The organism is Caballeronia sp. SL2Y3 (assembly GCF_022879575.1).
Taxonomy (GTDB): domain Bacteria; phylum Pseudomonadota; class Gammaproteobacteria; order Burkholderiales; family Burkholderiaceae; genus Caballeronia.
Genome location: NZ_CP084262.1, coordinates 179,866 through 193,557, shown reverse-complemented (window position 1 = coordinate 193,557; position 13,692 = coordinate 179,866). Strand labels below are relative to the sequence as shown.

Sequence of the window (13,692 nt, the reverse complement as noted above, 5' to 3'; positions counted from 1 at the left end):
AGACGATGATCAGCAGAGTGAGAAAGCGTCGGGGCATTTCGTTGTTCCTTATGCAGTGGTTGTCGATTTTGCGCGCGCCCGGGACCAGTGGTTGGATTCTTTCAGCTTCAAAGCACTCCGCCCTCGGGACCGAACGAACCAAGCCGGACAGCCCAGAATATCCGCGCGAGCGGCTGCTCCGGGCGCCTAGCGTCTCGCGCCTTGTTCCTAATTGAAAATGCCGGTCTTGTGCGAGACGACTGATTCGCTCATCGAATAGCGCTTCACGATGTTATCGGTGGAGAACAGAACGACCAACTCTTTCTTCTTGCCGCTCGCGCTGGAGCCCAAGAGGTTGACGACCGGAATGAAGTTGACTGCATCCGAATGCAGCTTGGTCAGCTCATAGTGCCAGATTTCCAATCCCCCGTCGGTGAACTCAGTTTTCAGGGGCGATCCGAACATGCTGCGGACCTCGTCCTTCGTTGTCTTGCCGTCGACGATTTTCGTCGACACGGTCGCCTCTGTTTCCGAGCGCAGCGAATCGTTACCGGTGCCGGCGCAGCCAGCCAGTGCGAAAGTGGCTGCGGCAATAGCAGCGGCGAATGCGAACTTCTTCATAACCCCTCGTCGGTGTTGTTATCTGTTATCGGGCGCGACGAATCGCGGATGGCGCTCTTCGTCGGCACGTGAATATCGGCAATACGACGGAAACCTTGAGGAGAAGAGCTGCGCCAAGCGCGTCATGCAGCCAACGTTGCGGATAGCGGGCGAGCGAACCGCGCCGGCGTTTGGCCAAAACGCGCGTCGTCCAGGAATCGTCTATGCTCAGACTGATCAGGTTGTTCGCGACGAAAGGAGAAGGAGTCACGATGCATGTCAAAGCGACGATCCACGCTCACGAAGCCGCAGAATCGGACTCAGGCGAGCTTCACCGATTCATATTCTCCATTAGCGACGAGATGAATCCGCAGCCCGTACGCAACGTCGTCTCGCTGCGTACCGCACGCGTATTGGCGAATGAGCTGCTGCCGGATACCGCGTTCGCACAGATGATCGTATCGATTGTCCGAACTGAACCCGCCGACTATGACAGCTTGGTCGGCAAAGTATTTCGACATGCGTAGCTGACTTCGCCTCGCCGTCGCGCGCCGTTTCGAGCGCGCCAGCTTGCACTGCCGTTAGCCCGAGTCGGTGTCGGTCAGCTGGCGAAAACCACTGAGAAGGTAACACTTTCCTGATTCTCTCTCGGCGTCGCGAGAAAACAGTGGAAAACCTGCCTATTCGCCCTTCTGTTTGTGCGGTCCGACAGTAAAATCGGTATGGTCGCGCGCAATCAGTGGCGGGTCCTTTCCGACAAAAATGACTGACATTCGAGAAACCATCGCCGTAGAGCACCGGCGCTCCATGATGATCTACGCGGTCATCGTCGCCGTGCTCATAGCCTGCGCGATCGCATCGGTGTTTCAGGCGCGCGCGGTCATCGACGATGTTCGCCTGGAGAACCGCGCTTCGGCCCTTATCAAGCAAAGCAACGCTCTGCTCAGCGGCGTCGAGCGGGCAGAAACCAGTCAACGTGGTTATCTTTTGACCGGCAGCCAACTCTATCTCGACCCGTTCGAGAGTGGCAAAGCTCAAGCATTGACATCGCTGCAGGAATTGACTCAGTCACTGCGGCGCGCGCAGCAGCAAGCGGCGCTGAAAGACATTGGCGCGGATCTGAAGAAGAAGTTGGACGAGCTCACGCTGACGATCGAGCTTGAAAGAGACGGGCGGTACAACGATGCGATGCGCGTCGTGAGGACCAATGCAGGCAAGGAATCCATGGACCGGATACGCGAGCAGATCGCCCAGCTTGCCGCCGAGTGTGAGGACAGGAGAGTTGCGGGGCTTGCTGACGAGACTGTCCGTGTCGAGTTGACCGGCTTTGCTTTTGCCGGGCTACTGGTTGCCGTCGCAGCACTGCTCGCCTTCGCTTTCAGGATGCAACGGAGGGCATTCCGGGGCGTAGTGCGTGGCACCGAGCGGATGAGTCGCGCAGCGTACCGCGACGCATTGACCGGACTGCCGAATCGGCGGGAGCTCGACCGGACGCTGGATCAATTGAAGGACGGCCCGAGCGACGCTGGCGGTCCCGTCACCGCACTATTTATCGACCTCGATGGCTTCAAGTCCGTCAATGACGAGTTGGGCCATGCGACCGGAGACGCCCTCCTGCGCCGCGTCGCCGACCTGCTTAGGGATGTCACGCGCTCAGGGGACACCCTTGCCCGAGTCGGCGGAGACGAGTTCGTTCTTATCGCCCCCGGACTCGAGAATCGTCAGCAGATCGGCCATCTATGCAACCGGCTTCTTTCCGCAGTCCGGCCGCTGGCCGATGACTTCTTACCGGTCGGCTTGAGCATCGGAATCGCCACGCGCGAGGCGGCGGGCGAGTCACTTGGGGGCCTTCTGAAGAGGGCCGACGCGGCGATGTATGAAGCGAAGCGGGCCGGCGGAGGTTATCGGTTCAGCGACACGGGTTCAGCAATGGCGCTTGCATAAGCGCCTACGTGCGTCGGCATCCGAGCGCTGGCGGGGACGTTCTAACGGACAAACTCACAGCGGCTAGAGCAATTTGCCGCGCGTCTCACTCGGGCGCGTTTGAGCAGCTTGCGGTAAATCGCGCCAGTCTCAGGCTCAACATAGTGAATGTGGAAAAAGCGCTTGGCCAGGTCGATGGCAATGGTCATCGGTTCCATCTGGGCGTTCGCGTGCACTGAGCATTGATCCTGTCCAATCTGGACAGACACACAAAGGCAAGAGCTAAGTCTCGACTCCTCTTTCGCCCGAAGCATCGCACTCGACGCCTCCAGCGTCCATTCAACGTATCGCTCCCATCCCCCCAGCGCCCGAAGTAGACAATCGCAAGCATTGTCACTTCCTTGTAATCCTGCGTCTTTAGCCTCGCTGCTCTAAACGATGTTGAAGACTAACGGAGCAAATCGAATGGCGAGCCTGCGTTTCTGGTCGATGGCCCTGGTGGGCAGTGTGTCTTTACTCGGTTGCGGCGGACATGATGCGTCGCATCCGAACCCTCAGCAGGCCACGCGCACCGTCATCATGGTGTGGGACGGGCTGCGCCCTGACTCGGTCACCCAAGCGGATACGCCGAATCTCTACGCGCTCCGTCAGGCCGGCGTCAACTTCACCGACAATCACTCGACGTATCCGACCTTCACGATGATGAACGGCTCGTCGTTCGCGACGGGCTCGTTCCCGAAGACGAGCGGCTTCTACGGCAATACCTTCTGGACGCCGCCGCAAGGCGCGTCGAACACGATCCCCGTCGGCAAGTCGGCTTCGGGCGCGAGTCAGGATTACGTCGATCCCGTGTTCACCGAGGACTATCAAGTCCTGACCACGCTCAATAACTACTACGGCGGCCAGTTGCTGCTCGTCAAAAGCCTGTTTGCCACCGCGCAGGCCGCCGGCATCGTGACGGCCGCCATCGGCAAATCCGGCGCGGCGTACATTCAGAACCTGAATCAGGGCGGCTACTTCCTCGACGAAAACACCGTGCAGCCGCGCAGCCTCGTCTCCGAACTTCAGGCCGCGAACATCGCCGTGCCGAAGAATACGGTGTTCGGCTATTCCGGCAACGACGCCGTCACGCTCGCTTCCAGCAACGGCGATCCGACCGCGCGCGCCGGCTACGTCACGTTCAACACCACGGCCTACGACCCGGCAGGCAAGCTCACGGTCGCCGCGCGCGACAGCGCCGACACGACGCAAGGCGCGCCGGAAGACGCGGCCAACAAGTACATGATGTCCGTCTTCACGCAGTACATCCTGCCGAAGAAGCAGCCCATGCTGTCGCTCATCTGGTTCCGCACGCCGGATAACGTGGAGCACGGCTATGGTCCCGGCACGTCGAACATGAAGGCCGGCCTGCGTTCGCAAGACGCGCGGCTCGGCGAGCTGATCGCAGGCCTGAAAGCCAACAATCTCTACGAGACGACCAATATCGTCGTCGTATCGGACCACGGGCATTCGAGCGTGTCGGGTCCGCTCGCGCTGTATCCGCTGCGCGCCATCACGCCGTCCGCGACGCCGCCTTCGGGCAGCCCCGTCAACGGCTCGACGAGCGGCGCCGACGCCGCCGCGCTCGGCGCCGTCAACGCGAACGGCTACTCGTTTTCCGGCGACGTGCGCTCCGCCGACCTCCTCACCTTCCGCGGCTTCAACGCCTACGACGGCTCGGGCTGCGTCACGTCGGCCATGTACGGTCTGACGGCGAACGGCACGCCCACGGTGCCTCTGAAGAACGATACGACCGGCACGCTGTGCGGCGCGGCCAACACGAAATATCAGGCGATCAGCGCCAACCTGCCAACGCCCGTCGCGAGCTTCAAGGTGCCGGCGGTCGGCAGCTTGCCGGCGAACGGCATCGTCATTGCGGCGAACGGCGGCTCCGACTACTTCTACGTGCCGGGCCACGATCCCGCCACCGTTCGCAAGCTCGTGCAAGTGCTGCAACAGCGCGAAGAGTTCGGCGCGATCTTCGTGGATAGCCGCTACGGCAACCTGCCGGGCACCCTGCCGATGTCGATGGTGAACCTCGAAAACGCCCAGCGCCAGAACAACGGCCAGCCGGACGTGGTCGCGAGCTTCACGTGGGACGACCAGACGAGCGTGCAAGGCATGCCCGGCATCGAGTTCGAGAGCGTGGGCGGACAGCGCGGCATGCACGGCAGCTTCGGCGTCAACGACGTGCACAACACGCTGATCGCGAACGGTCCGTCGTTCAAGCCGTCGACGGTCGTCAGCACGCCGACCGGCAACGTCGATGTCGCGCCGACGGTCGCCTATCTGCTCGGTCTGTCGATGCCGCAGGCCGACGGGCGCATCATCAACGAATCGCTCAAAAATGCCGCGAGCAGCGCGACGCCGAGCGTGGCGGCGTCGGTGGTCACGCCGCCTTCGGTCGCCACGGGCTTGCGCTTCGAGCTGCCCACGGACCCGACCGGCGCCACCGCCGACACGTCTCTCGCGCAGGGCACCTACACGATCAACCTCGCGGTCAAGGATCTGACCGTGGACAACAAGACTTATCGCTACTTCGACTATGCCAAGGCCATTCGCCATTAAGCGCGGCCGCGCGGCGATGCTCGCATCGCTGTGCGGCGCGTTTCTGATCTGTTCTTCCGCGCACGCCGCGCCGAAAAAGGCGCATGCGCCGACCTTCGAATCCGCGTTTTCCGCGCAGGGCGAGCCGCCGACGCTGCACTTCACGGTGAAGTATTCGGCGCGCGACGGCCTGCACACGATGCAGGTCTGGCGCGATGGCGAGTCGCGCCTGCGCCGCCGCACCGACGATGCTGTCGACACGTACGTGATTCGCGATGCTTCGGACCCGACCGATTATCAGATGATCGTCGTCGACTACGACAAGCGCATCACGACGCGCATCGACCGGAACAACCTCGTGCGTCTGGGGCGCTTCTCGGACTGGTTCGATCTGTCGCACGGATTGCGGCATCCGGTCGGCGCGTACCGCATCGTGCCGGCCGAGGCGCCGCCCAAGATCGACGCGCCCCTGGCGACATGCAGGTGGTATGGGATCGAGCAGGCGGGCGAGACGCATCGCGTCTGCTGGAGCGAGAAGGACCGCTTGCCGCTCGTGATCTGGTCCGGCGCGCAGGGCGTCGTGTGGCGCGTGACTGCGGTCGATCGTGAACGTCTACCGCACGATACCTTCCAACTACACGATACCGGCTTCGTGCGCAATGATGCGAATGCCGAGCTTGACAACGATTGATCCCGCCTAAGGCCCGCCCGCTCAACAGAACGAATACAAGAGCCGAGCGGGCCTGCGGGTCTTTCATCTGCAAATCCAAGTGGCGGATTAGCGAAGCGCACACGTACAAAGCGTTGCGCGAGCGCCGCGGCACACTAATCCGACCGACCGGTCGGATTGCGCGTCTGTCCGGGCCCTTCCCTTCAAATCCCCTTCACCCGCCGCCCCGCACAACCGAACATTGTGCGGCGTGCCACATTCCGGCGCCAACTGCGGCTTACCGCGCGCGCGATGACGGGTATCGTATGTCCGGTCGGTCCGATACCGCACTCATGATCTCGCCTTGTGCATCTGCCAGTGCACACGGCCCCTAACGCGTGCCCGCGCACAATACATCGATTTAGCCGCAGGAGAATCAAGATGGCAAAGAACCCCTATAGTCGCCGGACCTTCCTGAAGAGCTCTGCGTCCGCTGCGGCGTTGATGTCGCTTCCCATTCCCAGCATGGCTACCACGGGCCATGTCCGCCTCGAATGGCAAACGTTTAAAACGACGCCCCAATATGCGTCGTTTCTCAATGCCATCAAGTTGATGAAGGCCGTCACCGACGCAAGCAAGCCCACTTCGTGGGCGTACTGGGTGAACGTGCATGTGAACTACTGCCCGCACATGAAGCCGTACTTCTTCGCGTGGCACCGAGGCTATCTGTATTATTTCGAACAGCAGCTGCGAACCGTCAGTGGAGACAGTTCGCTCACGTTGCCTTATTGGGATTACTACGCGCATCCGACGATTCCGACCGAATTTCTCGATAGCGCGACGGGTAATCCGTTATACGTGTCCGGCCGCGTGAACTCGAACGTCTATAACGCGCTGACCATGGCGCCGTTCTCGACGCAGGTCAATAACTTCCAGCGCGGCACCAGCAATTCGTACGAAGCGTCGTTCGAGAATGCGCCGCACAATCCGGTACACGACATTATCGGTGGATGGATGGCCGACATGCAGTCGCCGACCGATCCGATCTTCTACCTGCACCATGCGAACGTCGACCGCCTGTTCGACGGTTGGGCGGGCCTCGCGCGAACCAATTACCCGGCGCCGACGGATTCCTACTGGAGCGGCTCGTTCACATACGCGTCCGGACTCACGATATCCAAGTCGAAGACGTACCAGCCCTCGGCGCTGGGTTATTCGTACGCGAGCAACGCGTTGCCGACGTCGATGCCGCCCAGCGCGCAAGAGGGGAGAATCATCCGCGTGCAGGCGCAGATTCCGCCGATCCGCACCCGTCCGACCATCGGCAATTTCAGCGCGACCGGGCCGCGCTCCATCGCGAACGGTCGCCGCTCGCTCGGCGGCGTGGCGAATCTCAAGCTCACTGAACGCTCGGTGAGCGCGGCGGTCACGCTGGCATCGTCGGATGTGACGGCTCTGCAAACGGCGGTGACGTCGACCGCAGCCACTTCGGCGGCCACTTCGGCGGCCACATCGGCGACCACGAGCGCCAGCCCGAACGCCCAGGCAGCGCCCGGTCAGGCCAAGTATGTGAACATCGTCTTCGACTCGATGATGGTCACGTCGCTCGGCAAACAAGGCGGCTACTTCTATAACGTGTACGTCAACTTGCCGTCTGCCGGAGACGCCGATCCGAGCGCGCAAGCCCGCTTCGTGGGAACGATCGGACCGTTCGAGGTGTCGGCGGCCATGCATCACGCCGGCGGCACGCTGACGCTGCCTGCGAACGATGCGCTGCAAGGCCTGTCGCCCGCAGAACTGAAGCAGGTCGTCGTCTCGCTGGTGCGCGTCAACGGCACGAATTCGCCGACGGGCGTGGCGATGTCCGCGAACGAACTTCGCATCGAACTCTCGACGACTCCGAACTAAAGCTGCTGCCGGCGTCGAAGCGAACAGCCCGTAGCCCGTAGCCCGTTGCGTCGCGACGGGCTTTTTTGTGCTCGCGCGTTCTTCGTCACGCGAACGCGCGAGCCTATTCGCTGCCCATCGGCCCTTGGATGGTGAGGCTGTTCCGGACGGACGCGACGCCCGGCGTGCTCCACGCCGCGCGTGTCGCCAGGTCGATCTCCGACTGGTTGGGAACGGACCCTTGCAGCATCACGACGCCGTTCTTCACGCGCACCGTGATGCGCGCAGTGTTGAGCCCCTTCGTGCGAGTGAGCGAGCGGATGACGTCCTTGCGCAGTGCGCGATCAGCGGCCTTGTCTTGCTGACGAGGGGCGGAGGCGGCCTCGGCGCTCGCGGGAACGTCGCTCGCGGCGTGGGCATGCGACAGGGCGAGGGTCGCGCACAAGGCCGGGAGAAGGAAGTACATCTTCAATTGCTTCACCATGTTCCCCTGAAATGACCGCGCCAGCCAAAGCAAGCGCGGCAGATGTGCTTCAACGCTGGACCGGCAACGCGCGCGCTGTCGAACGCGAACTCATTCGTACAGCGAAACGCCGTCGCCTACGATCCTGTTTGCACCGCAAGCATAGACGCATTGACCGCTGTCCCGCCCCCTCGTGAATAGGGGGCGCGACTGATCAGCGCGGTACGGAAGGCCGCGCCTTACCGCGATGCGGTCGTAAGCAGCGCATGAATCATTCGTGCGAGCAAATCGAGCACCATCGCGCGGGGCAGCGCCAGTAACGTGTGAAGCGCCATGAACCGCGCCTTTTTCGCATCCCGCACGCGGATTTCGGACTCGAAGCGCGCCCTTCGTGTCGGCGTCGCGCCCGGATGCCAGATATCCTCCGCCTTCACGAGATCCAGTCGCACGAGTTCGTCGTAGTGAATCGAGCGCGCGTTGCAGGCCGGATCGAGCAGCATCTTCTTGCGATGCACGCCGAGCCCGACCGTCAGCGTGAGCAGGATGCCGTCGAACAGCGTCGCGCTTGCCGGCAACGCCGCGATCGCCGCGAGCAGTGCATCGCGCGATTCCCTGCGGTAGTCGTCGAACACGGCGCCGATCAGCGAATCCATGGTCGGAAAGTATTCGTAGAGCGAACTGATGGCGACGCCCGGGCTTTCCGCCACGCGCAGCGCCGTCAGCGCTTCGCGCCCTTCGCTTTCCAGAATGCTGCGGCCGGTCTCCTTCAATGCCGTGACGAGCGCCACGGAGCGCGCCTGGCGCGGCGCCTTGCGTAGCCCCGGCGGCCGCTTCACGCGGACCACGCAGTCGTGCCCGGCCAGTGTCCCTGGACAATCCGTTCGATGCATCCCCGCCCCCGATGATGGCGGCCGCGTTCTTGCGCTGCGGCCTGCGACACGTCCGCTCCGACCTGCGGCACGTCCGCTCCAACTATAGGCAGCCGCGCGCGCGTTCACCCCTCGTTTCGAGGGGCGGCAGCATCGGCTCTCTTTGCCACCATGCCGGTCAGTACCGGCACGCGCTAAGTCGACTGCCGCGCCTGATCTTCATCGTCGGCGTGAGCAGGCCGCTGTCGATCCGCCACGAATCCTTGACGACCACGATGAAGTCCATCTTCTCGTGGTCTTCCAGCGTCGCATTCACGTTTTCAAGCAACGCGCGCAGTTCCGCCCGCAACGCCTCGCGCGTCGCGGGGGCGTCGAGCTCACCCTGCGCCGCCGCCGACAGCATCATGAGCGCGAACGGTTGCGCGAACGCCGGCCCCGTGACGCAGACGGCTTCCACCTTCGGATGACTCAGCCGGTTTTCGATCGGCGCGGGCGCCACGTATTTGCCCTTGCTCGTCTTGAAGATCTCCTTCACGCGACCCGTTATCTTCAGGCGGCCGATCTCATCGAGTTCGCCTCGATCGCCCGTCTTGAAGAATCCGTCTTCCGTGAAACTCTCGGCGGTCAGGTCGGGCTGGCGATAGTACCCGAGCATCATCGTGGGCGATTGCAACAGGATCTCCCCGTTCTCGGCGATCCTGCATTCGACGTCGGGCATCGCCTGACCCGAATACCCGAGGCGCACCAGGCCCGGGCGGCTGTAGTGCGAATACGAGAAGTTTTCCGTCATCCCGTAGACGTCCAGTAGTTCGAGCCCGAGCGCGCGGTACCAATTCGTGATCTCCTCCGGCAGCGGCGCGGAGCCGGTGAACGCAAGCCGCGTTGCGTCCAGGCCGAGCATGGTCAGAATCTGGCGCTTGAGCGCGCCGGCTTCGGGTGTGTCCTTATGCAGCAACGCCTGTTGCTCTGGCGACAGCTTCGCGCAGATGCCCTGATAAGACTTCGTCCAAAGGCGCGGCATGGAGATGAAGACCGTGGGCCGCGCTCGCAGTAAATCCTGTACGAAGGTGGCGAGGCTGTCGTTGAAGAACACGCCAAAGCCGTAGCACAGCGAATTGGCCTCCACGAACGAACGCTCGGCCGTATGCGCGAGCGGCAGATAGGAGAGCACGCGCTCGGCCGGCGTGTAGCCGCAGAAGTCGCCCGCGCGCGTGGCGTACCGAAGATGGTGGCGAAGCTGTGCATCACGCCCTTCGGACGCCCGGTGCTGCCCGAGGTGTAGATGATCGTCGCGAGTTCGCCTGGCGACGGCAGATGCACGTCTTCAAGCGGCGCGGTGTCGGCGACGATATCGCTCCACCACGACGCTTCGGGCGTGGGCGGCGACATCGGCAGCCCGACGAGCCGCGCGTTCGCAGGAACGACCTTGGCGATGGCGTTCCATGCATCGGTCAAGCCGTCGAGCTTGCCGACGAATACCACGCGCACGTTGCAATGCTCGAAGACGTATCGGGCGGTATCGGGACTGATCGTGGGATAGAGCGGCACCGAAACGTGCCCAGCGAGCCAGATATCCAGATCCGCGATGATCCAGTGCGCGCTGTTCTTCCCCACGATGGAGATAGAGCTGCCTGGCGGCAACTGTAACGAGCGCAGCCAGCCGGCCATGCGCCGGGCCTCGTCGCCGACGTCCTTTCACGTATAGTCGACGACCTGTCCGTCCGGCGTCGGTTCGGTCAGATAGATCGCATCGGGTTGCGCCTGTTCCCAGTGCAGAAAGCGATGAACCAGAGTTCCCGAATTCGTACCGCTCATGATGTCTCCATTATCTTTTCGAGGAAGTGCCGCGTCCGGACCTGGCAGGCGTCTGCCGCACGCGTTGCCTCGGCCGAAGGCTGACGCTCGCTCGCCGGAGCGGGCGCCGCCGTTATGCGCGAACCGATACAACGATACGCTGATACGGTTCTGCGTCGCCCACCCGTAAATAGGGGGGACGCGGCAGCGGAAATGGATGAGCGCGTGCTTAAGCAGGAGCGGCGCAGCCTGTCGCGAGCTCGGGATTTTATTTGGCGGATTATGCGGCCGAGACACGAAGGCGCGAAGGGGTGCCTGAATGACGAACGCGGCAGCCGCAACCCTGTTACCGAGCCGCGCGCCGCCGCGTCCAGCGCGGGCCTGCTTGCGCAAGCCCGGCATGGGTCGATTACATCTGTCGGCTACATCCGTCGCTTAGGACTGGATGAACGCGAGAAGGTCGGCGTTGAGCGTTTCCGCGTTGACCGTCAACATGCCGTGCGAGAAGCCGGGATACGTCTTCAGCGTGCCGTTCTTGAGCAGCTTGATCGACTTGAGCGCGGCATCGGCGATGGGCACGATCTGATCGTCTTCGCCGTGCAGCACGAGCGTCGGCACGGAGATGGCGCGCAGGTCTTCCGTCTGGTCCGTCTCGGAGAACGCCTTGATGCCGTCGTAGTGCGCCTTGGCGCTACCCATCATGCCCTGGCGCCACCAGTTCTGGATCACGCCCTGATGCGCGGTCGCGCCCGGACGATTGAATCCGTAGAACGGGCCCGCGGGAACATCGACGAAAAACTGCGCGCGGTTCTCGGCGAGCGCCGTGCGAAAGCCGTCGAACACGTCGAGCGGCAGACCTTCGGGATTCGCTTCGGTCTTCAGCATGAGCGGCGGCACGGCGCTGACGAGCACGGCCTTGGCCACGCGCCCCGCCGGTTCGCCGTGCTTCGCCACGTACCGCGCCACTTCGCCGCCGCCCGTCGAATGGCCGATATGCACCGCGTTGCGCACGTCGAGCGCCTCGACGACGGCAAAGGCGTCCGCCGCGTAGTGGTCCATGTCGTGCCCGTCCGACACCTGCGTCGAGCGGCCATGACCGCGCCGGTCATGAGCGATCACGCGATAACCCTTTTGCACGAAGAAGAGCATCTGCGCGTCCCAGTCGTCGGAAGACAACGGCCAGCCGTGATGGAAGACGATCGGCTGCGCATCCTTCGGACCCCAGTCCTTGTAGAAGATTTCGACGTTGTCTTTCGTTGTGACGTACGGCATGGTCGGTTCCTTTTTGACGTTATAGAGCATGAGCCGGCAATCATTCTCCGGCGCCAATATGACAGCCGCTACCGTGAGTGGCGGCTGGTACGACGAAGTGCGCAACGCGATGTGGGGAGATTACGGACGCCGGCATCTTGACGGAAGAGCGGCGGATGCAATGCATTGTTGCACTGGTGCCACGTACCTTGCAACGCAGGTGTCCGGATACCGGAGTCGGGCAAGATGCGATGTCGAACGCATACGCAATGACCGGGGCGGCCTCTTGCGCACGAACACGTCGACGCGCTCGGAGGCGGTGCGCTTTCTCACCGGTCCGGCGATCTCTGCATGATTGCCGGGCCTTTCATGCACCAGCACCGAGCCGGTTGACTCACGATGCGCCGGCCAGAACACCGACCGGCTCGACCGCACTGCCCGTCTCGATGATGCCTTCTTCGACGACGCGCGCCGTGACGCCTCCGAAGCCCCGCACGGCGTTGTATCCGCCGACGCCGAACGTTTCTTCCATCCTCGAACAGGGATGACATTCGCCCGTCACGAGAAGAACCGCGCTGCCGATGCGGATCTGCCGGTTCTTCAGCGCGCTGAGGTTGATGCCCTCGGTGACGATGTTGCGACGAAGGTCGAGTGGCGAGACATGCTCGCGCCCGAGATGACTGGCGATGGCGCGCAGACTTTCGGCTGCGATCAGCGTGACTTGCCGGTTGCCGCGCGTGCGGCTGTAGTGATCGCCTTCGAGCCCCTTGTCTGTCGATGCGTGAACCGAGCGCACTTCCAAGAGCGGCGCGCGCCGCGCGGCGCGCAGGCCGATCCAGACGACATGGCCCGAGCGGACCGGCGCGAGCATGAGGCGAGTCAGAGGGGAATCGGGATTGAGCGGCATCGGTGAATGAGCGCAGCGCGGCAGTCGGCCATTCTCGCGCGCTTCAGCTATCGGCGCTTGTCGGCGTCCAGCCGAACACGTCCTCGAAGCGCTCGCGAAACGGCGTCCGAATGCCGGCGGGCGATTGCCGGACATAGGCTTCGGCGCGGTCGCGTTCATCTCCGCCGAGCGATCGGAGATAGGTCACCGCTTCATCGACACTCGGCATGCGACCGTTGCGCTCGCGCGATTTGGGCGGCAGCGCGGTCCAGACCACGGCGTCCGCGCCGTTGCGTTCGAGCCATGACGCGATGGCATGCGACTGCGGATACGTCATGCCGTGAGGCGCGGGAATGCTCCCGATCCAATCGACGACATTGGCGCGTACATCCTCGCGCGCGCGTAACGCTTCACGCGCGGCGTCGAGCGAGTCGAGAGCGACCCGCGCCCAGAACGTGGGTTGCAGGGGTCCTGATTCGAGGACGACGAGGCTCACGATCTCGCCGTCCGAATGGCGCGCGAACTCGAGCGGAAGCAGCGGACCGCCCTCGCGCCATTCCCCGTCGATGGGGAACCCTTTCAGGTTCCATAGCAACGACCCCCAAGCCACACAGACGATGTTCATGCCGCTTCGCTTTAGATGTTGAGGCTGAGGCAGGGAGCATGGCGCGTGCCCAAGATGCGAGGCGCGTGGCGCCAGTCATCATGCGGATTCGCGCGGGCCGGCGGTCGGCGCGACGAAACGCGAGGCCGGAGTCGAACTGGGCGCAATGCGATCGACAGCACAAGCGCGCCGCCGATCAAG

General features: G+C 63.2%; 12 protein-coding genes and 1 pseudogene. 5 read left to right on the top strand and 8 right to left on the bottom strand.

The features are described from left to right. Nucleotides 1-207: 207 nt before the first annotated feature. Nucleotides 208-600 (bottom strand): hypothetical protein, encoded by a 393-nt coding sequence (locus LDZ26_RS19905; protein WP_244850966.1) that lies wholly within the window; start codon nt 598-600, stop codon nt 208-210. Nucleotides 601-803: 203 nt separating this feature from the next. Here LDZ26_RS19905 and LDZ26_RS19900 point away from each other — a divergent pair, with 203 nt between their 5' ends. The 5 genes from LDZ26_RS19900 (at nt 804) to LDZ26_RS19880 (ending at nt 7,645) form a co-directional block, all read left to right on the top strand. Next, nucleotides 804-1,106, top strand: coding sequence for a hypothetical protein (locus LDZ26_RS19900; protein WP_244850965.1), 303 nt, complete (start codon nt 804-806; stop codon nt 1,104-1,106). 235 nt (nt 1,107-1,341) lie between these two features. Beyond that, a complete protein-coding gene (locus LDZ26_RS19895; RefSeq protein ID WP_244850964.1) occupies nt 1,342-2,523 on the top strand; it encodes a diguanylate cyclase domain-containing protein in 1,182 nt (393 codons plus the stop codon). A 558-nt stretch (nt 2,524-3,081) separates the two neighbouring features. Continuing rightward, entirely contained in the window at nt 3,082-5,109 is a 2,028-nt protein-coding gene (locus LDZ26_RS19890; protein ID WP_244851102.1) for an alkaline phosphatase family protein, read from the top strand. Between the two features lie 16 nt (nt 5,110-5,125). Further along, nucleotides 5,126-5,779: a hypothetical protein gene (locus LDZ26_RS19885; protein WP_244850963.1), complete on the top strand. Its 654-nt coding sequence runs from the start codon at nt 5,126-5,128 to the stop codon at nt 5,777-5,779. Between the two features lie 399 nt (nt 5,780-6,178). After that, on the top strand, nt 6,179-7,645 hold the full coding sequence (locus tag LDZ26_RS19880) for a tyrosinase family protein (RefSeq protein WP_244850962.1): 1,467 nt from the start codon (nt 6,179-6,181) through the stop codon (nt 7,643-7,645). Nucleotides 7,646-7,748: 103 nt separating this feature from the next. Here LDZ26_RS19880 and LDZ26_RS19875 read toward each other — a convergent pair whose 3' ends face one another. From LDZ26_RS19875 to LDZ26_RS19850, 7 genes and pseudogenes are all read right to left on the bottom strand, one after another. Beyond that, complete coding sequence (locus LDZ26_RS19875; RefSeq protein WP_244850961.1) at nt 7,749-8,090, bottom strand: BON domain-containing protein; 342 nt, start codon at nt 8,088-8,090, stop codon at nt 7,749-7,751. A gap of 236 nt (nt 8,091-8,326) precedes the next feature. Beyond that, nucleotides 8,327-8,875 (bottom strand): TetR family transcriptional regulator, encoded by a 549-nt coding sequence (locus LDZ26_RS19870; RefSeq protein WP_244850960.1) that lies wholly within the window; start codon nt 8,873-8,875, stop codon nt 8,327-8,329. 259 nt (nt 8,876-9,134) lie between these two features. Continuing rightward, on the bottom strand, nt 9,135-10,127 hold the full coding sequence (locus tag LDZ26_RS19865; RefSeq protein WP_255775098.1) for an AMP-binding protein: 993 nt from the start codon (nt 10,125-10,127) through the stop codon (nt 9,135-9,137). 113 nt (nt 10,128-10,240) lie between these two features. Further along, nucleotides 10,241-10,624, bottom strand: a pseudogene (locus LDZ26_RS25565) (AMP-binding protein); the annotation flags it as partial. Nucleotides 10,625-11,185: 561 nt separating this feature from the next. Beyond that, nucleotides 11,186-12,022: an alpha/beta fold hydrolase gene (locus LDZ26_RS19860; RefSeq protein WP_244850959.1), complete on the bottom strand. Its 837-nt coding sequence runs from the start codon at nt 12,020-12,022 to the stop codon at nt 11,186-11,188. 373 nt (nt 12,023-12,395) lie between these two features. Continuing rightward, a complete protein-coding gene (locus LDZ26_RS19855) occupies nt 12,396-12,908 on the bottom strand; it encodes an MOSC domain-containing protein (RefSeq protein ID WP_244850958.1) in 513 nt (170 codons plus the stop codon). Between the two features lie 43 nt (nt 12,909-12,951). After that, nucleotides 12,952-13,512, bottom strand: a complete 561-nt coding sequence (locus LDZ26_RS19850; protein WP_244850957.1) for a hypothetical protein — start codon at nt 13,510-13,512, stop codon at nt 12,952-12,954. Between the last annotated feature and the right edge of the window lie 180 nt (nt 13,513-13,692).

Excerpts from the sequence above, each read along its gene's own strand:
- LDZ26_RS19905 (WP_244850966.1), bottom strand. The coding sequence starts at position 600 with ATGAAGAAGTTCGCATTCGCCGCTGCTATTGCCGCAGCCACTTTCGCA.
- LDZ26_RS19900 (WP_244850965.1), top strand. The coding sequence starts at position 804 with ATGCTCAGACTGATCAGGTTGTTCGCGACGAAAGGAGAAGGAGTCACG.
- LDZ26_RS19895 (WP_244850964.1), top strand. The coding sequence starts at position 1,342 with ATGACTGACATTCGAGAAACCATCGCCGTAGAGCACCGGCGCTCCATG.
- LDZ26_RS19890 (WP_244851102.1), top strand. The coding sequence starts at position 3,082 with ATGGTGTGGGACGGGCTGCGCCCTGACTCGGTCACCCAAGCGGATACG.
- LDZ26_RS19885 (WP_244850963.1), top strand. The coding sequence starts at position 5,126 with ATGCTCGCATCGCTGTGCGGCGCGTTTCTGATCTGTTCTTCCGCGCAC.
- LDZ26_RS19880 (WP_244850962.1), top strand. The coding sequence starts at position 6,179 with ATGGCAAAGAACCCCTATAGTCGCCGGACCTTCCTGAAGAGCTCTGCG.
- LDZ26_RS19875 (WP_244850961.1), bottom strand. The coding sequence starts at position 8,090 with ATGTACTTCCTTCTCCCGGCCTTGTGCGCGACCCTCGCCCTGTCGCAT.
- LDZ26_RS19860 (WP_244850959.1), bottom strand. The coding sequence starts at position 12,022 with ATGCCGTACGTCACAACGAAAGACAACGTCGAAATCTTCTACAAGGAC.
- LDZ26_RS19855 (WP_244850958.1), bottom strand. The coding sequence starts at position 12,908 with ATGCCGCTCAATCCCGATTCCCCTCTGACTCGCCTCATGCTCGCGCCG.
- LDZ26_RS19850 (WP_244850957.1), bottom strand. The coding sequence starts at position 13,512 with ATGAACATCGTCTGTGTGGCTTGGGGGTCGTTGCTATGGAACCTGAAA.